The 21,635-nt window shown below is 60.0% G+C and carries 15 protein-coding genes; 13 read left to right on the forward strand and 2 right to left on the reverse strand.

What is annotated here, in order from left to right:
- Positions 1 to 13 precede the first annotated feature (13 nt).
- Both AB4N48_RS10135 and pgm read left to right on the forward strand, forming a co-directional pair.
- Complete coding sequence (locus AB4N48_RS10135; protein WP_236169045.1) at positions 14 to 1,414, forward strand: aminotransferase-like domain-containing protein; 1,401 nt, start codon at positions 14 to 16, stop codon at positions 1,412 to 1,414.
- Positions 1,415 to 1,522: 108 nt separating this feature from the next.
- Positions 1,523 to 3,169 (forward strand): phosphoglucomutase (alpha-D-glucose-1,6-bisphosphate-dependent), encoded by a 1,647-nt coding sequence (pgm, locus tag AB4N48_RS10140; protein ID WP_256809976.1) that lies wholly within the window; start codon positions 1,523 to 1,525, stop codon positions 3,167 to 3,169.
- Between the two features lie 54 nt (positions 3,170 to 3,223).
- Here the strand turns inward: pgm and AB4N48_RS10145 are convergent, their stop codons facing one another.
- Positions 3,224 to 3,919, reverse strand: coding sequence for a pirin family protein (locus AB4N48_RS10145; RefSeq protein ID WP_016774845.1), 696 nt, complete (start codon positions 3,917 to 3,919; stop codon positions 3,224 to 3,226).
- A gap of 259 nt (positions 3,920 to 4,178) precedes the next feature.
- Here AB4N48_RS10145 and AB4N48_RS10150 point away from each other — a divergent pair, with 259 nt between their 5' ends.
- A complete protein-coding gene (locus AB4N48_RS10150) occupies positions 4,179 to 6,653 on the forward strand; it encodes a UvrD-helicase domain-containing protein (protein ID WP_460095329.1) in 2,475 nt (824 codons plus the stop codon).
- A 49-nt stretch (positions 6,654 to 6,702) separates the two neighbouring features.
- On the opposite strand, the gene AB4N48_RS10155 is transcribed toward AB4N48_RS10150, so the two are convergent.
- Positions 6,703 to 6,975 (reverse strand): DUF1652 domain-containing protein, encoded by a 273-nt coding sequence (locus tag AB4N48_RS10155; RefSeq protein ID WP_041480416.1) that lies wholly within the window; start codon positions 6,973 to 6,975, stop codon positions 6,703 to 6,705.
- Between the two features lie 265 nt (positions 6,976 to 7,240).
- Between AB4N48_RS10155 and AB4N48_RS10160 the strand changes: the two genes are divergently transcribed.
- The 10 genes from AB4N48_RS10160 to eprS all read left to right on the forward strand — a co-directional run bounded on the left by AB4N48_RS10160 (position 7,241) and on the right by eprS (position 21,559).
- Complete coding sequence (locus AB4N48_RS10160; protein WP_056789824.1) at positions 7,241 to 8,053, forward strand: AraC family transcriptional regulator; 813 nt, start codon at positions 7,241 to 7,243, stop codon at positions 8,051 to 8,053.
- A 52-nt stretch (positions 8,054 to 8,105) separates the two neighbouring features.
- Positions 8,106 to 9,512 carry an NAD(P)/FAD-dependent oxidoreductase gene (locus tag AB4N48_RS10165; protein ID WP_056789827.1) on the forward strand — a complete coding sequence of 469 codons (1,407 nt, stop codon included), beginning with the start codon at positions 8,106 to 8,108 and terminating at the stop codon, positions 9,510 to 9,512.
- A gap of 31 nt (positions 9,513 to 9,543) precedes the next feature.
- Positions 9,544 to 9,888 (forward strand): cupin domain-containing protein, encoded by a 345-nt coding sequence (locus AB4N48_RS10170; protein WP_095180089.1) that lies wholly within the window; start codon positions 9,544 to 9,546, stop codon positions 9,886 to 9,888.
- A 55-nt stretch (positions 9,889 to 9,943) separates the two neighbouring features.
- Entirely contained in the window at positions 9,944 to 11,029 is a 1,086-nt protein-coding gene (locus tag AB4N48_RS10175; protein ID WP_460095330.1) for a polyamine ABC transporter substrate-binding protein, read from the forward strand.
- Between the two features lie 463 nt (positions 11,030 to 11,492).
- On the forward strand, positions 11,493 to 12,938 hold the full coding sequence (locus AB4N48_RS10180) for a serralysin family metalloprotease (protein ID WP_056789836.1): 1,446 nt from the start codon (positions 11,493 to 11,495) through the stop codon (positions 12,936 to 12,938).
- Positions 12,939 to 13,029: 91 nt separating this feature from the next.
- The gene (locus AB4N48_RS10185; RefSeq protein ID WP_460095331.1) at positions 13,030 to 13,452 is read left to right on the forward strand and encodes an AprI/Inh family metalloprotease inhibitor; all 423 of its coding nucleotides are present in this window, start codon (positions 13,030 to 13,032) and stop codon (positions 13,450 to 13,452) included.
- A gap of 179 nt (positions 13,453 to 13,631) precedes the next feature.
- Positions 13,632 to 15,404 carry a type I secretion system permease/ATPase gene (locus tag AB4N48_RS10190; RefSeq protein WP_252867671.1) on the forward strand — a complete coding sequence of 591 codons (1,773 nt, stop codon included), beginning with the start codon at positions 13,632 to 13,634 and terminating at the stop codon, positions 15,402 to 15,404.
- Positions 15,401 to 16,750 (forward strand): HlyD family type I secretion periplasmic adaptor subunit, encoded by a 1,350-nt coding sequence (locus AB4N48_RS10195; RefSeq protein ID WP_460095332.1) that lies wholly within the window; start codon positions 15,401 to 15,403, stop codon positions 16,748 to 16,750. Before AB4N48_RS10190 ends, AB4N48_RS10195 begins: the two co-directional genes overlap by 4 nt.
- A gap of 2 nt (positions 16,751 to 16,752) precedes the next feature.
- The gene (locus AB4N48_RS10200; protein WP_460095333.1) at positions 16,753 to 18,123 is read left to right on the forward strand and encodes a TolC family outer membrane protein; all 1,371 of its coding nucleotides are present in this window, start codon (positions 16,753 to 16,755) and stop codon (positions 18,121 to 18,123) included.
- 490 nt (positions 18,124 to 18,613) lie between these two features.
- On the forward strand, positions 18,614 to 21,559 hold the full coding sequence (eprS, locus tag AB4N48_RS10205) for an autotransporter serine peptidase EprS (protein WP_460095334.1): 2,946 nt from the start codon (positions 18,614 to 18,616) through the stop codon (positions 21,557 to 21,559).
- The last annotated feature ends 76 nt before the right edge of the window (positions 21,560 to 21,635 follow it).

Below are 21,635 nucleotides of genomic sequence, written 5' to 3' on the forward strand. Positions count from 1 at the left end.
CGGAAATGAGGGTGTGAAGGGCGCGCGGGACAACGACTTTGTTTATCAGGCAGTTTATCGATATCTGACAACGCTGATTGATGCTGCCGGAGGTGGTGGGGCGGTACGCATGCCTTCCTTGCGACAACTGGCGGACCGGCTGAATGTCTCCATCTCAACTGTGCAATACGCCTATTCGCTTCTGGAAAAGGAAGGCCGGGTCTATTCGATCGCCAAGTCAGGGTATTACGCGCAAGCGCAGTTCAGCATGGATGCACCCGGCAACGGCAATGACCTGCTGGAGACCCTGTACGTCAACGCCAGGCGTCCCGGGATGTGTGTGTTGAGTGCTGACGAACCGGCCTCGCTGCAACCGTTGGACAGTCCGTTGCTGACCTCGGAACGTGAGCTCTTGCGTCAATACCCGCGTCAGTTGCAGACATTCGTGCAGCCTTGCGGTGAACTGGAACTGCGGGTTGCGCTGGCGGCGCGGTATACCAGCTCGACAGAGCACTTCTGGCATGCCGATGACATTTATATCGGCGCTGATCTGCGTGGCGTCCTGGAGATTCTGATTTCGGTGCTTGGATTGCGTCAGGCCACCGTGATTGTCGAATCACCGTGCGACTGGGTCATCCTGCGCCTGCTCGAGTCGTGCGGAGTACGCGTGATCGAGTGGCCATTGCTTGCCCGAGGCGTGCTCGATCTGTCGGCACTCGAATCACTGCTGAAGAACGAGCCGGTTCGTTTGATCCTGCTGTCTTCCGTGCTGAGCATGCCCCAAGGCAACGGTTTCACTCGCGAGTGTCAGCAGGCCACGGCGCAGTTGCTCAATCATCATGGCGTCTGGGTACTGGAAAACGACTGCTACAGCGAGCTTGACGAGCGCAATGATTCGCAGCGTTTGCGCAGTTGGCTCGATCCTGATCGTCTGCTGGTGTTTTCCACTTTCGAGAAATTCATCGGCGCCGAAGCACCATTCGGCTTTGTCTTGTCGCGTCACTGGCGCGAGGAATTGCAGCGCCATTTTCTGCTGCGGGCGTTTCGCTTGTCGCCCATTCGCCAAAAGGCGATTGCGCGGCTGTTGAATGGCGGACGGCTTGATCAGCATTTATTCGTGTTGCGGCGAATGCTGGGTGAGCGGCGAGCCGTGTTGATCCAGACACTGCGCGAACGCCTGGGCGATACCCTGCAGATTGGCGAGCCGCCGGGCGGGGCGACGGTGTGGGTGCGTTCGTTACGCCCGGTCGACATGGCAAGCGTGTTTCATCGCCTGCTCAAGCAACAGATCATCGTGGCGCCGGGCGAGCTGTTCAGTCTGCAGGGCTTGCATGCGGATCATCTGCGTTTGAGCGCGCTGAACCATGGCGAGCGGGATTTGCCGAGTGTCATCGGCTTGCTCGGCGATGCCTTGCGCCTGTCGCCCGGCCAATAACGTTAAAAAACATCAGGCGAGTTTCGGATACATCCCGTCGCACAGTGGTCAAACTGCCAGTAAACTGCGCTGCATTTCCTGAACCACTCCGATTTCAGAGGTTTTTGCATGACACTCAGTCCTTTTGCGGGCAAACCGGCACCGGCAGAACTGTTGGTCGACATCCCGCGACTGGTTACGGCCTATTACACCGGCCAGCCTGATGCATCGATTTCTACCCAGCGAGTGGCGTTCGGCACGTCCGGCCACCGCGGCAGTTCGTTCGATTTAAGTTTCAACGAATGGCACGTTCTGGCCATCAGCCAGGCGATCTGCCTGTATCGCGAAGCCCAGGGCATCACCGGCCCGCTGTTCGTCGGCATCGACACCCATGCATTGTCGACCCCGGCCGGCGCCAGCGCACTGGAAGTCCTCGCCGCCAATGGCGTCACCGTGATGATCGCCGAAGGCGATGAGTACACGCCGACCCCGGCAGTTTCCCACGCCATTCTCTGCTACAACCGCGGTCGTACCTCCGGCCTGGCAGACGGTATCGTCATCACGCCGTCGCACAACCCGCCACAAAGCGGTGGCTACAAATACAACCCAACCAACGGTGGCCCGGCCGATACCCACATCACCAAGTGGATCGAAGCCAAGGCCAACGAGCTGCTGGCGAACAAACTGGCCGGGGTCAAACGCATCAGCTACGAGCAAGCGCTCAAGGCCAGCACCACCCATCGTCACGATTACCTGAACACCTATGTCGCCGACCTGATCAACGTCATCGACTTCGATGCCATCCGCGACGCCAAGCTGCGTCTGGGTGTCGATCCGCTGGGCGGAGCAGGGGTGCGCTATTGGTCGGCCATTGCCGAACACTACCGTCTCGACCTGGAAGTGGTGAATAAACAGGTCGATTCAACGTTCCGTTTCATGACCGTCGACTGGGACGGTCAGATCCGCATGGACCCATCGTCCAGCCACGCGATGCAGGGCCTGATCGGCCTGAAAGAGCGTTTCGACGTGGCGTTTGCCTGCGACCCGGATCACGACCGCCACGGCATCGTCACGCCGTCCGGTGGTTTGCTCGCGCCGAACAACTATCTGGCGGTATCCATCGACTACCTGTTCCAGAACCGTCCGCAATGGCGCGCTGATGCCGCCGTGGGCAAAACCGTGGTCAGCAGCGGCCTGATCGACCGCGTGGCCAAGCGCCTGGGCCGTCGTCTCTACGAAGTGCCGGTTGGTTTCAAGTGGTTCGCCGATGGCCTGTTCGATGGTTCGCTGGGTTTTGGCGGTGAAGAGAGTGCTGGCGCCTCGTTCCTGCGCAAGGATGGCGGTGTATGGAGCACCGACAAGGACGGTCTGATTCCAGCCTTGCTCGCCGCTGAAATGACGGCGCGCACCGGGCGCGATCCAAGTCAGGCCTACCGAGGGCTGACCGACGAACTGGGCGAGCCGTTCTCGGTACGCGTCGACGCCAAGGCCAACCCTGAGCAGAAGGCACTGCTGAGCAAGCTGGCGCCGGAACAGGTTACCTCGACCGAGCTGGCAGGCGAAAAGATCCAGAGCATCCTCAGCCATGCCCCGGGCAACGATCAAGCCATTGGCGGTCTGAAAGTCATGACCGAAAACGGCTGGTTCGCCGCGCGTCCTTCGGGCACTGAAGACATCTACAAGATCTACGCCGAAAGCTTCCTCGGCGACGACCACCTCAAGCAACTGGTGGCCGAGGCGCAAACTTTGGTAGACGGCGCCATTTCCAGCAAATGATGCGCGCATGAAAAAGGGCAACCGTGAGGGTTGCCCTTTTTTATTGCCTGCAGATCAAGCCAGGTCGACCAGTACGATCTCGCTGTCTTCGATCGCCGTGACCGTCAGCACTTGCTCATGGGCTACCGCCACACCGTCACGCGCTTGGGCACGCAAGCCATTGACCTCGATCACGCCAGTGGCCGGAACCAGATAGGCGCGCCGTCCTTCATCCAGTCGATATTCGGCGGTTTCACCGGCCTTGATGTTCGCCGCCACCAGGCGCGCATTGGCGCGAATGTGCAGGCTCTCATCGTCGCCGTCCTTGCCGCTGGCCAAGGTGACAAAACCTTCGCGCTCGCCTTTGGGAAACGGCTTGGCGCCCCACGACGGCGGCGCACCGGTTTCGGTCGGCAGAATCCAGATCTGGAAGATCTTGGTTTCCTTGTCTTCGAGGTTGTACTCGCTGTGGGCGATGCCGGTACCGGCGCTCATCACTTGTACGTCACCGGCTTCGGTGCGGCCCTTGTTGCCCAAATTGTCCTGGTGCGTGATGGCACCTTCACGCACGTAAGTGATGATTTCCATGTCGCGGTGCGGATGCTGCGGGAAACCGGTGCCTGCGGCGATGATGTCGTCGTTCCACACGCGTAAGTTGCCCCAGCTCATCCGCTGCGGATCGTAGTATTCGGCAAACGAAAAGTGGTGATGCGCGTCCAGCCAGCCATGATGGGCGCCGCCCAGCGAGCTGAAGGGTCTGAGTTCAAGCATGATCGTCTCCTTAAATTAGGTTCGTCAGGGGGTGGGTCCCGTGGTTGATGACGACGATCATCTATCAAGCAATCATCGATAAAAAGCGCAAAAACTGCCGCATCATGATCAGGTTATTTGATAGGAATTTGCCTCAAAGTCGTCTCATCCGACTTTCAATTCGTCGCCTAAACCGATGACCTGTAAGCATTTCGCTAGAACTCATCAGCAAATCCAGACACCATAGCCGCCACAGCCTCACACCCTGGAGTCCGTCAGCGTGGCGCAACACACCCCCGATCTTCCCCCTGAACTTCGTCCACTGGCCGAGATGCCCTGGTTCAAGCGTCTGGCCGCGCGATTCTTTGGTCACGGTCTGACCAAGCTGCGCGCGCAGCACCGGGCATCGTGGCTGCACGGGCAAGCTGACGGATTTCGCAGTGGCCACACAGCCGGCGTCGAATATGGTTTCAAGGAGGGCAAGCTTGAGGGTCTGGAGGAAGGCCGCCAGGTTCTGCTGATTCGCGACAGCCGCAACACCGAGCATCGGCCGCCCAGCGTCGATAACAACCTGTTCGATGACTGGCGCCTGCCGCTCACCGCCGAATTGAAAAAACGCATCAAGGCTGACGTCGCTCGTTTGCTCCCGGCCCACGCCCAGCCCAGCGCCGCGCAATGGAAAATGATCTTCAGCGATACGCCGTCCACCTCGGTGGTCGCCGGTGCGGGCGCCGGCAAGTCGACCACATTGGTGCTGCGCATACTGTTGCTCAGCCATTATCTGGGTTTTGAGCTGGATTCGATGACTGTGGTGACCTTCACCCGTGAATCGCGCAAGGACTTCATCAACAAGCTCATCGAAATATTCACGTTGTGGGGGCAGCCGCTGAACCTCAAGCAGGCGCGCGAACTGGTGCGAACCTTCCACTCGCGCATCCTGCCGATGGTGCGCAGCCTGCCGGGTTTCGAGCGCTTGCAGGCCTTCGAGAACCTCAGCGATCGCCCGCAAAGTGGCGCAGAGGAGGTCGACAGCAATCCGTTTGACCTGCGGATCAACGACGCGCAGCGGCAGCAACTGAACGCTTGTTATCACCGGCTGTTCAACGACGATGAGCGTTTCCGCCAATTGATCCAGCCGCTGTCCCGCGCGGGTTTGCAATTAAAGGAACTGGAATGCGACCACCCCGATGTGCAGAAACGCATGGCGGTCACCGAACTGGCGGCCAAGCGCGATGAAGAGCTCTGCGATGTGATTGAAGATTTATGGTTTCGTGCAGGGGCGTGGCCCATTAAAGGCATCGAGCCGAATCGGCAGGCCTTCGAAATCAATGGCTCGAAGTTCCACGCTCACGGCTATATTCCCAGCCTCGATGCCTGGGTGGTGCTCGGCTTTGATCCCAAGGAAAACGCCCAGCTGACCCGACCCAACGCCAAGCTGAGTGTCCGCGCAGAATGGGCGGTCAAGCGCACCCTGTTTCAAGCTTTCTGCCGTAAGCCATTGATATGGCTGGATAGTTACGAGTCATCCAGGCGCGTTCTTGCGACGTTGGCCGGAGATGCCAGCGCCGGTCCCGGATTTGATTACAAGGTCAAGGGCGAGCTGGCATCCGCGCCATTGCTGGACTGTTTTGTCGCCGCGGCGGGCTTCATCGAAAACCTCGGCCTGGATGTGCCGGACGCGGTCAGCCGGATGAGCTTCGCCAAGGACGATCCTGATCGTTTTTTCTTTGAGGCCCTGAGCCTGTTCTGGCGCGCATTTGAAGATCACCTGCTGGATCAGAAACCGCCAGTGATGACCTACAACCGCATGTTCGCGTTGTTCAGCGAACACTCGCCGGACAACCTCAAGCTGCTCAGCGATGAGTTGCTGCGGCCGATGGCGCATTTGATGATCGACGAATTCCAGGACGTATCGCCGCAGATCGTTTCGTGGATTCGCGCCAGCCTCAATGAAATCCGCAGCCGTGGCCCGGCCATGCACGTTGGGCGAGGGGCACAACGTTCATCGCTGCTGTGTGTCGGTGATGACTGGCAGTCGATTTACGGCTGGCGCGGCAGTTCTCCGAGTTACTTCATGGAGTTCAACAAGGAATTTCCGTCGCCGAGCACCACGCGGGTCATGCTCAGTGACAACTACCGCAGCCACCAGCACATCATCGACGCCGCTGAACACATTGTCCGTGCAGCGCCGGCGATCGCAGGCAAGAAGGCCAAGGCCAGTGGTGAGCCCAAGCCGCTTCACCCGGTCAACGTGCTTGAGCGTGACGATGAAGCGCTGGGGCAGCGTCTGGCCGAGCATTACCGGCGGGGTGATTCAATCCTGATGCTTTATCGAAAAAGCAGCGATAAGTTATTGATTGAGCAGCATATTCAGCCTGTACTTAATGTGGATTCGAGCTTGCCCTATGATGCGCGGCGGCTGAAACAGCTGACCTATCACAGCGCCAAAGGCTTGCAGGCTGATGCGGTATTCCTGCTGGGTGATTGTCAGCATCTGACCAGTTCTCCGTACAAGAACCAGGTGTATCGCATGGCGGGATTGGGCAAAAGTGGCGATAGCGAGCCGTACGACAATGCGCAAAAAGACGAAATCCTGCGCCTTGCCTACGTTGGTATCACACGCGCCGTCAGCCATTGCTATTGGTACGTCGAACCGCAGGAAACCCAAGCGGTAAACATGCCGAGGGCATCGGATCGAGTTGCCAAGGGCAAGCCGTTCTTCGTCGACCATCGACGCGAAAAGGTCAGCGCCTGACCAATAAAAAGCCCGCATCGCTGCGGGCTTTTTGTTTTAAATCAGGTGGTTATGCGTAGTTCTTGAGAGATTCCGGAGGAGTGAAAGCTTCCAGCTCATCTTCGATGGCCTCGATGATGCGCTCGACGTCCGCCGCGTTCATCACCGTTGCGCAGGGAATGCCAGCGATGGCGATCATGGTTTCGCCGCTGGCACGATCAAACAGACGGGCGATCAGGCTGCCCGGCGCATCCATCGTCGCCTCGAAACCCATGGGATGAAAATGCCAGCGCATCAGCTGGCAAGCGTTTGGAAAGGTGACTTTGCTGAACCCTTTATTCATGGTGTTGCCCGCCTGCTTCATCGAGCGCTTCCTTTTGCTCATGTTAGGTGGGAAGAGCCTTCATTGGCTCAACCAGTGCTTGAGCTTTAAAAGTAGCATCCGTGTGTGAAAAAACTGTGAGTTTTTTCAGTCCGTTTAGCGATTGATTCGCATTTTTTGATGTAAGTCACTGGCTCATCGATTATCGCCAAAACGCCACCATCGATTTTTCATTGAAGCGGCAGAGGAAGTTGGGCAAGCTCGGTTCTTTTTCGCCGAGCCGCTTATGCACGCCGATGACGACGGCCCAGAACAGACCCAGGCCACGGCCGCCACGGTCATGCGCTATCACCTGAGCTGGAAACACCGGGATCTGGACAGCGTCATGGCGCTTTATCACGCCGATATCCAGTACAACGATTTCTTTCAGAATCGCGTACTCAGACTGGATGAGTTACGCGAGTACGTGCGCGTGAGCATGCCGCGAGAATCCGACGAACTGCTCGAGCATTGCGACCGCATTCGGGTGGATGGCAACACCGCGTTCATTCAGTACGAGGTGACCTTGCGTGGCGGCGATGGCCTGGTGTCGTTCCGTTCCAGCGAAGCGATCACGGTCAAGGACGGCCTGATATGGCGCGTCAATGAATACGCCTCGCTGGTGCGTACCCAAACCAACGGCAGTTCGGCACCGAGCCGTCCGGCGGTCAGTCGTCTCGGTCTGTCACCGCGCCAACTGAGCTTCATGGCCGAAGACCTGCAGCAGTATTTCGAGAAGCAGCAGCCTTATCTGGACCCTGAACTTGACCTGCAAAGGGTGGCGAAGGAGTGCGGGTACAGCCGCAATCAGATTTCCTATCTGCTCAATCAGGTACTCGGGCAAAGCTTTTATCGCTACGTCAACCAGGCGCGCCTGCAGCATTTGCTGCGTGCACTGGACAGCGCCGCACCGCCATTGCGCGTCGACGAGTTGGCGTTTGCCGCCGGTTTCAATTCGCTGTCGGCGTTTTACAAATGCTTTCGCGAGCACACCGGCCAGTCGCCCAAGGCCTACGCCAAACAAATTTCTCTGCGGGCACGCGCGCAAGACATCCACTGAAGGCAGCCACTAGGATCGACGCCATCGAAGGTTTTCAGTGGCGGAGTCTGGCATGTCGGCGTGGCGCACGATCAGTTTGTGGATGGATCAGCTCGATGAGCCGCTGCTGGCGCGCCCTGCGCTTGAGCGGGATCTAGATGTCGACGTGGCGATCATCGGCGCCGGTTACACCGGACTGTGGACGGCGTACTACCTGAAAAAACAGGCGCCCGGCCTGGATATCGCCATCATCGAGGCGCAAACCGCCGGGTTCGGTGCGTCCGGACGCAATGGCGGCTGGCTGATGGGTAACTTGCTGGGTGAGGATCGCTTGCTCGCAGGCTTATCGCCGCAGCAACGGCGGGCGTCGTTTGATCTGCTGCACAGCATTCCTGATGAAGTGGAGATCGTCGTTGAACGCGAAGGCATCGACTGCGATTACCGCAAGGGCGGGGTGCTTTATTGTGCTGCGCGCTACCCAGAGCAGGAAACCGTTCTGCGCGATTACTTGAACAAGCTGCATGCCCAAGGCCTGACTGACGACGATTACCGCTGGCTGAGTCCCGAGCAACTGGCCCAGCAGATCCGGGTAGCCAAGCCCTACGGCGGCATCTTCGCTCCCCATGTCGCGACCATTCACCCGGCGAAACTGGTCCGTGGCCTGGCGCGGACCGTGCAGAACATGGGCGTGAAAATCTACGAAAACAGCCCGGTTACCCACTGGCAATCCGGCAGTTTGCGCACTGCCAAGGCCAGCGTACGCAGCCGCTGGATCGTCCCGGCCGTGGAAGGCTATTCGGTGACGTTGCCGCCGCTGGGCCGTTATCAGTTGCCGGTGCAAAGTCTGATTGTCGCCACCGAGCCGCTGTCCGCCGCGACCTGGGACGAAATCGGCCTGAATCGTGGGCAAGCCTTCAGTGAGTTCAGCCGTCAAGTCACCTATGGCCAGCGCAGTGCCGACAACCGCCTGATTTTCGGCGCCCGTGGCGGTTATCAGTTCGCCGGCAAGCTACGCCATGACTTCAACCTCACTCGCGATGAAGTCGAGTTGCGCCGCTATCTGTTCGGCGAACTGTTCCCGCAGCTGAAAAACGTGCAAATCACCCACGCCTGGGGCGGCAACCTCGGCATGTCGCGCCATTTCAAGCCGCACATGCTTTGCGACCGCGCCAACGGCATCGCGCTATCGGGCGGTTACGGCGGCGAGGGCGTCGGCGCCAGCAACCTTGGCGGGCGCACCCTGGCCGATCTGATTCTCGAGCGCGACAGCGAGCTGACCCAACAACCGTGGGTCCTGCCCGACGGTGGCATTCACGCGCTGCGTGCCTGGGAGCCAGAGCCATGCCGCTGGCTCGGCTACAACGCGATCATCAAAAGTTTCGTGCATGAAGACCAGACGCTGGCCAATCCGGCGACCGCGCCCTGGCGGCGCAAGCTCGCCAGCCAAGTCGCCGGGTTCATGGAAGGTTTCATGCACTGAACGCCGTTTCCCTCAATAAACAGGTCACGCCATGAGCATCACCCAATTCAAGAACACCGCCACGCTCGAACTCGATGAATCCAGCCCGGTCGCCGTGCCCCTCGGCGAGCGCGTCGCAATTGCCTCGACCACCAGCGTCGAGCGCGATGACGGCGTTGAAACCGGCGTCTGGGAATGCACCCCGGGCCGCTGGCGGCGGCAGATCACCGCGCAGGAGTTCTGCCATTTCATTTCCGGGCGCTGCACCTTCACCCCCGACGGTGGCGGCGAAACCCTGCACATACAAGGCGGCGACGCACTGATGTTGCCAGCCAACACGCTCGGGATCTGGGATATCCAGGAAACCGTGCGCAAGAGCTACGTGCTGATTTTCTGATTGTTCGATCCTTTGATTGCCTGCCAACAAAAAAAGCCCATACAGGAATCGCCCCATGATCCAGAAAACCCTCGCATTGGCGCCGCTGCTGCTGGCCGCTTCCGTCAGTCACGCGGCCGAGACGGTCAAGGTCTACAACTGGTCCGACTACATCGCCCCGGACACCACGAAGAATTTCCAGAAAGACACGGGCATCGGCGTCACCTACGACGTCTACGACAGCAACGAAACCCTCGACGGCAAATTGATGACCGGCAAATCCGGTTACGACGTGGTGTTCCCTTCCAACCACTTCATGGCGCGGCAGATTCAGGGTGGGGCGCTGAAGAAACTCGACAAGAGTCAGTTGCCGAACTGGAAGAACCTCAACCCGGCACTGCTCAAAGCCTTGCAAACCAACGACCCGAACAACGAGCACGGTTTCCCTTATCTGTGGGGCAGCACCGGTATCGGCTACAACATCGCCAAGGTCAAAGCGGTGCTGGGCGACGACGCGCCGGTGGATTCCTGGGATCTGATCTTCAAACCCGAATACATGGAAAAACTGCAAAAGTGCGGCGTGGCGATCCTCGACAACGGCCCGGAACTGCTCCCGGCGGCACTTAACTACCTCGGCCTGCCGCACCACAGCAAGAATCCCGAAGACTACAGAAAAGCCGAAGCTTTGCTGATGAAAGTGCGGCCCTACGTCAGCTACTTCCATTCCTCGAAGTACACCAGTGACCTGGCCAACGGCGACATCTGCGTAGCAGTCGGCTTTTCCGGCGACATCCTGCAAGCGGAGAACCGCGCCAAGGAGGCCAAGAACGGCGTCGAGATCGGTTATGCGATTCCCAAGGAAGGCGCGGCCATCTGGTTCGACATGGTCGCCATGCCCGCCGACGCACCGGACGAAAAGGCCGGCTACGCCTTCATGAATTACCTGCTGCGCCCCGATATCATGGCGGGCATCACCAACTACGTGCACTACGCCAATGGCAACGAACAGGCGGACACGCTCATCGATCCGGCGATCAAGAACGACACCAAGGTTTACCCGAGCGCGGAAATGATGGGCAAGCTGTTTGCGCTGGAAGCGATGCCGCTGAATATCGACCGGATCCGTACGCGGGTCTGGAACAAGATTCGTACCGGCAGCTGAGTTTTTTCAGGCCAACGTACAAGACCCCTGTGGGAGCGAGCCTGCTCGCGAAGCGGTTTGTCATTCGACTCTTATGTTGACTGGCTTGGCGCCTTCGCGAGCAGGCTCGCTCCCACATTTGTTATTCAATGAATCAGCATAGTTGATATCAAAGCACTGGCACCGCTGACTGAAAGTGTGACTTGCCCAACAAATCCAAACTTACCGATATTTAATATTTAAATAGAAAATCGTCAGACAATTTGCGCCCTCGCTACAACTAAAAACAATCTTTCCTCCCCGCACGCTTTGTTTACGGCAGTTTCCTGATACCACCAAATTGGATCGCAAAAAAATCCTTTACGACAGATTTCCAATTGTGTCAGGTTCGTTACGCCTTCATTGGGCGAGTGATAGGACGATCTCGCCAAAGATCGTCCTGTCGGACAAAAACTGTTCCATTGCTAAACAAGGAAGTGTGTTTATGTCGAAAGTTAAAACCAATGCTGTTGATTCCGCCGAACAGGCTTTCCAGCTGGCTGCCTTCAGCTCGGCGTACAACCAGATCAATAGCTTCAGCCATCAGTATGACCGTGGCGGCAACCTCACGGTCAATGGCAAACCCTCGTACACCGTCGATCAGGCGGCTACGCAATTGCTGCGTGACGGCGCTGCCTATCAGGACAAGGACAGCAGCGGCAAGATCGAACTCACCTATACGTTCCTGACCTCGGCCTCGAACAGCACGATGAACAAGCACGGGATCACCGGGTTCAGTCAGTTCAGCGCGCAGCAACAGGCGCAGGCCAAGCTCGCCATGCAGTCCTGGGCCGATGTGGCCAATGTCACCTTCACCGAGAGAGCCTCGGGCGGCGACGGGCACATGACCTTCGGTAACTACAGCGGTGGCCAGGATGGCGCTGCGGCGTTTGCCTATCTGCCGGGGACCGGCGCCGGTTATGACGGCACCTCGTGGTACTTGATCAACAGCGGTTACACGCAGAACAAGAACCCGGATCTGAACAACTACGGTCGTCAGACCCTGACCCACGAAATCGGCCATACCCTGGGCCTTGCTCACCCTGGCGACTACAACGCCGGCAACGGCAACCCGACCTACAACGACGCGACCTACGGCCAGGACACCCGTGGCTACAGCGTCATGAGTTACTGGAGCGAGAGCAACACCAACCAGAACTTCAGCAAGGGCGGCGTCGAAGCCTATTCGTCCGGCCCGCTGATGGACGACATCGCAGCCATCCAGAAACTCTACGGCGCCAACACCACCACCCGCACCGGCGACACCACCTACGGCTTCAACTCCAATACCGGCCGCGATTTCCTCAGCGCGTCGTCGTCGAGCGACAAAGTGGTGTTCTCGGTGTGGGATGCCGGCGGCAAGGACACCCTGGATTTCTCCGGTTTCACCCAGAACCAGAAGATCAACCTCAACAGCGCTTCGTTCTCCGACGTTGGCGGCATGGTCGGTAACGTGTCGATCGCCAAGGGCGCGGTCATCGAGAACGCGATTGGCGGTTCGGGCAGCGATCTGTTGATCGGCAACAGCGTGGCCAACGAGCTCAAGGGCGGTGCCGGTAACGACATCCTGTACGGCGCTGGCGGTGCCGACAAGCTGTGGGGCGGCGCCGGTTCGGACACTTTCGTGTTCGCCGCCAGCTCGGACTCCAAGCCAGGTGCGATCGATCAGATCCTCGATTTCGTCAGCGGTCTGGACAAAATCGACCTGACCGGCATCACCAACGGTGCGGGCCTGCACTTCGTCAACAGCTTCACCGGTTCGGCTGGCGACGCAGTGTTGACCTCGTCGGGCGGCAATAGCCTGTTGTCGGTGGATTTCTCCGGGCATGGCGTGGCTGACTTCATCGTCAGCACCGTGGGTCAGGCTGCGACCAGCGACATCGTGGCGTGATGTGAAAGGAAAGCGGCGCCTCGTGCGTCGCTTTCTTCGCTTGCATCGGCCTGATCCCCGAGCAAGGCTACGAGCGGAAGTGAAATTTCCTATGACTCGATACGTTTTAACTGACACGACGATGGCATGGCTGATGGCAGTCACGCTGATGATGACCGGAGCGACAAGCATGGCAAGCAGCCTCAGACTCGAAGAACCCTCGGCATTCGCCGGGCGCTGGCAGGCCACATTGACCGGTCACAACGACACACCCGAAACGCGGTCGTTGCAAGACAAGCCGTCGAACACATGCGTTGTCGATCTTGCGCCAGACAAGACCTTGGGCGAGGGCGCCGATTGTCTGGGCGCGTGGTTGAGCGAAGTCCCGATTGGCTGGTTTCCAGAACCCGATGGCATTGCCATCACTGGCAAGGAGGGTTCGAAAATCGCCTTTTTCAGCCGCCGGGGGGATGGCTCTTACGCAAGCAGGTTGAGTTCGCAATTGCTTATCTTGCTCGAACGCATCGGGCACTAAGCGGTGGCTGGGTAGTTGCGCGAAGTTGATGTACTGCAATAACCGAGCGTTATAACCGCGAAGCCGATCAACTTGTTATGAAATTGTAAGCACTACTTGCAAATGATCTTTGGCAGGTACGCGAAATATCAATGGAATGCTCGTCCGCACCGACGAGACTATGAACTCAGGAAGAATCAATGAAGATGGCGAAGTCTCCGGCCGCTCCGTTAATCAAGGCATTGGGCGACTATAAAAGCATTCTGATCAGCGTCGGTTGTTTCACCGCGTTGATCAACGTGCTGATGCTGGTGCCGTCGATCTACATGCTGCAAGTTTACGATCGGGTGCTGTCGTCACAGAACGAAACCACTCTGGCGATGCTGTCGTTGATGGTGGTCGGGTTCTTCGCCTTCATCGGCCTGCTGGAAGTGATCCGCAGCTTTATCGTCATCCGCATCGGCAGCCAATTGGAGCGGCGCTTCAATCTGCGCGTCTATCAGGCCGCGTTCGAGCGCAACCTGTTCAAGGGCGAGGGTAACGCCGGGCAGTCGCTGGGCGACCTGACCCACATTCGCCAGTTCGTCACCGGCCCGGCGCTGTTCGCCTTCTTCGATGCGCCGTGGTTCCCGGTCTATCTGTTTGTCATTTACCTGTTCAACGTCTGGCTCGGCGTGCTGGCCACGGCGGGCGCGCTGTTGTTGATCGCGCTGGCGTGCCTCAACGAATACATGACCAAAAAACCGCTGGGCGAAGCCGCCGGTTTTTCCCAGCAGTCCAGTCAGTTGGCTACCAGTCACTTGCACAACGCCGAAACCATTCAGGCGATGGGCATGCTCGGCTCGCTGCGCAAGCGCTGGTTCGGGGTGCATTCGCGGTTTCTCGGCTTGCAGAACCAGGCCAGCGACACCGGCGCGGTGATCAGTTCGCTGAGCAAAACCCTGCGCCTGTGCCTGCAATCGTTGGTGCTGGGCCTGGGCGCGTTGCTGGTGATCAAGGGCGACATGACGGCGGGGATGATGATCGCCGGTTCGATCCTGATGGGACGCGTGCTGAGCCCGATCGATCAGTTGATCGCCGTTTGGAAGCAGTGGAGCGGGGCGAAGCTGGCTTACCGGCGCCTTGATGCGCTGTTGCAGGCGTTTCCGCCTAGCGACGAGGCGATGGCACTGCCGGCACCGAAAGGCCAGATCAGCTTCGAGCAAGTCAGCGCCGGCCCGCCGGGGCAGCGTGCGGCCACTTTGCACATGGTCAATTTCAATCTGAGTGCTGGCGAAGTGCTCGGCGTGCTCGGCGCGTCTGGTTCCGGCAAGTCGACGCTGGCTCGAGTGCTGGTCGGCGTGTGGCCGGTTCTGGGCGGCACGGTGCGCCTCGACGGTGCCGATATTCACCGCTGGAACCGCGACCAGCTTGGTCCCTACATCGGTTACCTGCCGCAAGACATCGAATTGTTCAGCGGCAGCATCGCGGAGAACATCGCGCGCTTCAGCGAAGCCGACCCGCAAAAAGTCGTCACCGCCGCGCAACAGGCCGGTGTCCACGAGATGATCCTGCGCCTGCCGCAAGGTTACGACACGCAACTGGGCGAGGACGGCAGCGGCTTGTCCGGTGGCCAGAAACAGCGCGTGGCCCTGGCCCGCGCGCTATATGGCACGCCGAGTCTGGTGGTGCTCGATGAACCCAATTCCAACCTCGACACCGTCGGCGAAGCCGCACTGGCCAGCGCCATTGCGCAACTCAAGGCGCAAGGCACCACGGTGATTCTGGTCACGCACCGTTCTTCGGTGCTGGCTCAGGCTGACAAATTGCTCGTGCTCAACGATGGTCGTTTGCAGGCGTTCGGCCCGAGTCAGGATGTGCTCAAGGCACTTTCCGGCCAGCACGAACAGCAACGCGAAAAAGCCGCACAAACACCGGGCGGGCTCAGCATGAGCCGGCAGTATCAGCCCTCGACAAGGAATTCGGGTGTATGAGCAGCGCCAGCATGAACACTGAAAACGAAGCGAACATGGAACACGCCTACCTCACCGAGCGCCCGGAGCGTGATGCGAAATTCTTCGCGCGCATGGGCTGGATTCTGGCCATCGTCGGCGCTGGCAGTTTCTTCACCTGGGCGGCACTGGCGCCGCTGGATCAGGGCATTCCGGTGCAGGGCACGGTGGTGGTCTCGGGCAAGCGCAAGGCCGTGCAGTCGATGAGCAGCGGTGTGGTCAGCCGGATTCTGGTGCGCGAAGGCGAGATCGTGAAGCAGGGCCAGCCGTTGTTCCGCCTTGATCAGACGCAAGTGGCTGCCGACGTGCAATCGCTGCAGGCGCAGTACCGCATGGCTTGGGCCAGCCTCGCGCGTTGGCAAGCTGAGCGCGACAACCTCAAGCAAGTGACCTTTCCGGCCGAGCTGAGCAACGACCCGGACCCGCGCCTGGCGCTGGTGCTGGAAGGCCAGCGGCAACTGTTCAGCAGCCGCCGCGAAGCGTTCTTCCGGGAACAAGCGGCACTGCGCGCCAATATCGAAGGCGCCACCGCACAACTGGCCGGCATGCGCCGCGCCCGCAGCGACCTCAATGCCCAGGCCAGTTCCTTGCAGCAACAATTGAGCAACTTGCAACCGCTGGCCGACAACGGCTACATCCCGCGCAACCGCTTGATGGACTACCAACGGCAACTGTCGCAAGTGCAGCAGCAACTGGCGGAAAACACCGGTGAAAGCGGGCGCGTGGAGCAGGGCATCCTTGAGTCACGCCTGAAGTTGCAGCAGCACGGCGAGGAATACCAGAAGGAAGTGCGTACGCAACTGGCCGATGCGCAGCTCAAAAGCGTGACGCTGTCCGAACAGCTGACCTCCGCCGGTTTCGACCTGCAACACAGCGAGATCCTCGCCACCGCCGATGGCGTGGCAGTCAACCTCGGCGTGCACACCGAAGGCGCCGTGGTGCGTCAGGGCGAAACCCTGCTGGAGATCGTTCCGCAAGGCACCACCTTGGAAGTAGAGGGGCACTTGCCGATCAACCTGATCGACAAGGTCGGCACGCATTTGCCGGTGGACATCCTGTTTACCGCGTTCAACCAGAGCAAAACCCCGCGCGTGCCCGGCGCAGTCAGCCTGATTTCCGCCGACCAGATGGTCGATGAGAAAACCGGCGTGCCGTATTACGTGTTGCGCAGCAGCGTCAGCGATCAGGCCATGGAAAAGCTCAACGGCCTGGTGATCAAGCCGGGCATGCCGGCGGAAATGTTCGTGCGCACCGGTGAGCGTTCACTCCTCAACTATTTGTTCAAACCGCTGCTCGATCGCGCCGGTTCTGCGTTGACCGAGGAATAAGGATGTTCGGCTGTATGAAAAAGCTTTGCATGCTGGGGGCCGCAATGACGCTGCTCGCGAGTCACTCGGCAATCGCGGCCATGGGGCCGTTTGAGATCTACGAGCAGGCATTGCGCAACGATCCGGTGTTTCTCGGTGCAATCAAGGAGCGCGATGCAGGCCTGGAAAACCGCGCGATTGGCCGCGCCGGGTTGCTGCCACGGATCGGCTACACCTACAACAAGGGCCGCAACTCGTCCAAGGCTACGTCTCTGGATGATCGCGCGCGCAACCGCACCGATGAGCGCAACTACAACAGTTACGGCTCGGCGCTGACGGTGCAGCAACCGCTGCTTGATTACGAAGCTTACGCGGCGTATCGCAAAGGCGTGGCGCAGTCGTTATTTGCCGACGAAGCCTTTCGCGGCAAGAGTCAGGAACTGTTGGTGCGAGTGCTGGATAACTACACCAAAGCCTTGTTCGCCCAGGACCAGATCGACATCGCCCAGGCGAAGAAAAAGGCCTACGAGCAGCAGTTCCAGCAGAACGAACACATGTTCAAGCAGGGCGAGGGCACGCGCACCGATATTCTTGAAGCCGAGTCACGCTATGAGCTGGCGACTGCCGAGGAAATCGAAGCGCGCAACGAGCAGGATGCCGCCTTGCGTGAGCTGGGTGCGCTGGTGGGCGTGCCGGCAGTGGACATCGGCGACCTGGCGCCGCTTGGTCAGCAATTCCAGACCTTCACGCTGCAACCGGCCAATTTCGACACTTGGCATGAACTGGCGATCAGCAACAACCCGAACCTCGCTTCGCAGCGTCAGGCCGTGGAAGTGGCGCGCTACGAAGTTGAGCGCAACCGCGCCGGGCATCTGCCGAAAGTAAGCGCCTATGCCTCGATGCGCGACAACGAGTCGGAAAGCGGCAACACCTATAACCAGCGCTACGAAACCAACACCATCGGCCTGGAAGTCAGCCTGCCGCTGTATGCCGGCGGCGGGGTGTCGGCCTCCACACGGCAGGCCAGCCGCACCATGGAACAGGCCGAGTACGAGCTGGATGGCAAAACCCGCGAAACCCTGATCGAACTGCGCCGACAGTTCAGCGCGTGCCTGTCCGGAGTGAGCAAATTGCGTGCTTATCAGAAGGCTTTGAAGTCGGCGGAAGCACTGGTGGTCTCGACCCGACAAAGCATTCTGGGCGGCGAACGTACCAATCTCGATGCGTTGAACGCCGAGCAGCAACTGTTCACCACCCGCCGGGATTTGGCCCAGGCACGCTACGACTACCTGATGGCCTGGACCAAATTGCATTACTACGCCGGGACTTTGAACGAACAGGATCTGGCGCGGGTGGACGAAGCATTTGTGGTCGCGCAACAGCCCTCACCCTAACCCTCTCCCAGAGGGAGAGGGGACCGATCCGGGGAGATTGGCGAGATGCATCGACTTGAACGAGCTGTGCTGAATCCGTAATCGACTGGTTTTCCAGGTCGCTGAATAACTGAACACAACACGGTCGGCTCCCTCTCCCTTTGGGAGAGGGCTGGGGTGAAGGGAACGGGCGACACCGCAGGATCTGAGGCTTTGCACCGAGACGTTAATGAGCAGGATCTGGCGCGGGTGGACGAAGCATTTGTGGTCGCGCAACAGCCCTCACCCTAACCCTCTCCCAGGGGGAGAGGGGACCGATCCGGGGAGATTGGCGAGATACACCGACTTGAACGAGCTGTGCTGAATCCGTAATCGACTGGTTTTCCAGGTCGCTGAATAACTGAAGACAACACGGTCGGCTCCCTCTCCTTTTGGGAGAGGGCTGGGGTGAGGGGAACGGGCGACATCGCTATCAGCCCTGAACAAAACAACAAAAACGAGAATGATGACCATGGACGTACGCATCAAACCGATTTCGCTCGGCACGCTATTGCTGGTGACCTCGGCAACGCAGGCGCAATACCTGGAACCCGGCCAGCCCGGCAATCCGGCCAGTTGGCGCAGCGCCGAGTTCCTGCGCGACTGGGGCCTGGAACGCATGCAGGCCGATCAGGCCTACGCAGCCGGCATCACCGGCAAGGGCGTGAAAATCGGCGCGCTCGATTCCGGTTTCGATGCCGCCCACCCCGAATTCTCCGCCGACCGTTATCACCCGGTAACCGCCAGCGGTAGCTACGTCGATGGCTCAGCGTTCAACGTCGACGGCACGCTCAACCCCAACAACGATTCCCACGGCACCCACGTGGTCGGCACCATGGGCGCCGCCCGTGATGGCAGCGGCATGCACGGGGTGGCGTACAACGCGCAAATCTACGTCGGCAACACCAACAAGAACGACAGCTTCCTCTTCGGCCCCAGCCCTGATCCGCGTTATTTCAAAGCGGTCTACGACAGCCTCGCCAATGCCGGGGTGCGGGCGATCAACAACAGTTGGGGCAGTCAGCCGCCGGATGTCAGTTACCGCACCCTCGCGGATCTGCACGCCGCCTACGCGCAGCACTGGAACAAGGGCACCTGGCTCGACGCCGCTGCCGATGTTTCCCGGCGCGGCGTGATCAACATCTTCAGCGCTGGCAACAGCGGCTACCCGAATGCCAGCGTACGTTCGGCGCTGCCGTACTTTCAGCCGGATCTGGAAGGCCACTGGCTGGCGGTGTCCGGGCTCGATCAGAGCAATCAGCAGAAGTACAACCAGTGCGGCATCGCCAAATACTGGTGCATCACCACACCAGGGGCGAAGATCGACAGCACCATTCCCGGTGGCGGTTATGCGATCAAGTCCGGTACCTCGATGGCGGCACCGCACGCGACCGGCGCCCTGGCGCTGGTGATGGAACGCTATCCGTACATGAACAATCAGCAGGCGCTCGAGGTGCTGCTGACCACCGCCACCCAGCTCGATGGCTCGGTCACCGACGCACCGAACGAGCGCGTCGGTTGGGGCGTCGCCAATCTCAATCGGGCGATGCGCGGGCCGGGACAATTGCTCGGTGCGTTCGACGCGAATCTGGGGGCAGGGCAGCGCGATGTCTGGAGCAACGACATCTCCGACAACGCGCTGCTCCAGCGTCAAAACGAAGACCTCGCCGAGCACAGCGCCTGGCAGCAAACCCTGCAGGACAAAGGCTGGGAGAACGGTGTCCCGGCCGGCGCCAGTCAACAGGACCAGACCGATTACGCCGTCGGCATGCTGCGTGATGCGGCAGCGGCGAACCGGGTGTATGAGGGCAGCCTGATCAAGTCCGGCGCCGGGCAATTGCTGCTCAGTGGCGCAAACACCTATCGCGGTCCGACTACCGTCAACGGCGGTCTGCTGACCGTCAACGGTTCGCTGACCTCAGCGGTCACCGTCAACGACAGCGGCACCCTCGGCGGCTCCGGACGCATCGGCGCGTTGACCGCCAACAGCGGCGGCCGGGTTGCACCGGGCAATTCCATCGGCACCTTGAACGTCGCTGGTGATGTGACACTCGCCCCGGGCTCGACTTACGCCGTTGAGCTATCGCCTACCAGCAGTGACCGCATCGTTGCCGGCGGCACGGCAACCGTCAGCGGCGCCAGTGTCAGCCTCGCGCTGGAAAACAGTCCGACCTTGCTCAGCAGCGCCGAAGCGCAAAGCCTGCTCGGCCGCCAGTACAACATCCTGCAAGCGGCCGGCGGCGTGCAGGGGCAGTTCGCTGCGGTGGTGCCGAACTACCTGTTCATCGGCGGCGCTCTCGACTACGCCGCAAGCGGCATCCAGCTGAATATCCAGCGCAACGCGACCAGCTTCGCCAGCGTCGGGCAAACGCCGAACCAGCGTTCGGTGGCGGCGGCAGTCGAAGGTCTGGGCGCCGGCAATTCGGTTTACGAAAGCGTGCTTCGTGCACCGACTCAAGCCTCGGCGCAGCAAGCCTTCCAGCAACTGAGCGGCGAGATTTATCCAGCGCTGGGGACAATGCTGATCAACGACAGCCGCCAGTTGCGTGATGCACTCGGCGAGCGGCTGCACGATGAATCGGCGACACGCAGCAATGGCTGGATCAAAGCACTCGGCGCCTGGGGCAGTACCGATTCGGGCCACGACACGGCGGGCTACAACACCTCGATCGGCGGCCTGCTGGCGGGGGTCGACGGCGCGCTGGACGAGCAGACCCGCATCGGTCTGGTCACCGGTTACAGCGACAGCTCCTTGAACATGGGCTCGGGCACGCATTCTTCGGCGAAAGTCGACAGCTATCACCTCGGCACTTACGCCGCACACGACCTCGGCGCCTGGCGCTTGAGCACTGGCGCGGCCTACAGCTGGCATCGCGGCGATGTGACGCGCGATCTGCAATACGACGAGGTCAGCGCCAAGCAGAGAGCCAAAGTTGACGCGACCACCACCCAAGTCTTCGGCGAAGCGGCGTATCGCTTGCAGCTGCAAGCGCTGGCGCTGGAACCTTTCGCCAACCTGACCTACCTGCATCTGGACACCGAAGGCTTCACCGAAAAGGGCGATGCCGCTGCGCTGAAAAGCTCGGGCGATCAGCGCGATGTGGCGCTGAGCACTCTGGGCGTACGGGCGAGCAAAACCTTCAACCTTTCCAGCCAGCAAGCGCTGGACGTCAGCGCCCGTCTCGGCTGGCAGCACAGCCTCAGCGATATCGAATCAGAGCAGCATTTGCGTTTTGCCAGCGGCGGCACGCCGTATTCCGTGGAGAGCTCGGCGCTGGTACGCGATGCCGCACTGGTCGGCGTGCAGGCCAGTCTGGCCTTGAGCAAGGACGTGCGGGTCAACCTCGATTACAACGGCCAACTGGCCAGCCGCGAGCAGCTTCACGGCGTTGGCCTGAGTCTGAACTGGCAGTTCTGATTGCATGGTTTGAGTCACCGTGGCGAGGGGATTTATCCCCGCTCGACTGCGCAGCAGTCGCAAAACCTGATCGTTC

The sequence above is a fragment of the Pseudomonas sp. S2_C11 genome (assembly GCF_054668395.1).

Coding starts and splice junctions, on each gene's coding strand:
- AB4N48_RS10145 (WP_016774845.1), bottom strand. CDS start 3,919: ATGCTTGAACTCAGACCCTTCAGCTCGCTGGGCGGCGCCCATCATGGC.
- eprS (WP_460095334.1), top strand. CDS start 18,614: ATGGACGTACGCATCAAACCGATTTCGCTCGGCACGCTATTGCTGGTG.
- AB4N48_RS10175 (WP_460095330.1), top strand. CDS start 9,944: ATGATCCAGAAAACCCTCGCATTGGCGCCGCTGCTGCTGGCCGCTTCC.
- AB4N48_RS10190 (WP_252867671.1), top strand. CDS start 13,632: ATGAAGATGGCGAAGTCTCCGGCCGCTCCGTTAATCAAGGCATTGGGC.
- AB4N48_RS10185 (WP_460095331.1), top strand. CDS start 13,030: ATGACTCGATACGTTTTAACTGACACGACGATGGCATGGCTGATGGCA.
- pgm (WP_256809976.1), top strand. CDS start 1,523: ATGACACTCAGTCCTTTTGCGGGCAAACCGGCACCGGCAGAACTGTTG.
- AB4N48_RS10200 (WP_460095333.1), top strand. CDS start 16,753: ATGTTCGGCTGTATGAAAAAGCTTTGCATGCTGGGGGCCGCAATGACG.
- AB4N48_RS10180 (WP_056789836.1), top strand. CDS start 11,493: ATGTCGAAAGTTAAAACCAATGCTGTTGATTCCGCCGAACAGGCTTTC.
- AB4N48_RS10160 (WP_056789824.1), top strand. CDS start 7,241: ATGCACGCCGATGACGACGGCCCAGAACAGACCCAGGCCACGGCCGCC.
- AB4N48_RS10195 (WP_460095332.1), top strand. CDS start 15,401: ATGAGCAGCGCCAGCATGAACACTGAAAACGAAGCGAACATGGAACAC.
- AB4N48_RS10170 (WP_095180089.1), top strand. CDS start 9,544: ATGAGCATCACCCAATTCAAGAACACCGCCACGCTCGAACTCGATGAA.
- AB4N48_RS10165 (WP_056789827.1), top strand. CDS start 8,106: ATGTCGGCGTGGCGCACGATCAGTTTGTGGATGGATCAGCTCGATGAG.
- AB4N48_RS10155 (WP_041480416.1), bottom strand. CDS start 6,975: ATGAATAAAGGGTTCAGCAAAGTCACCTTTCCAAACGCTTGCCAGCTG.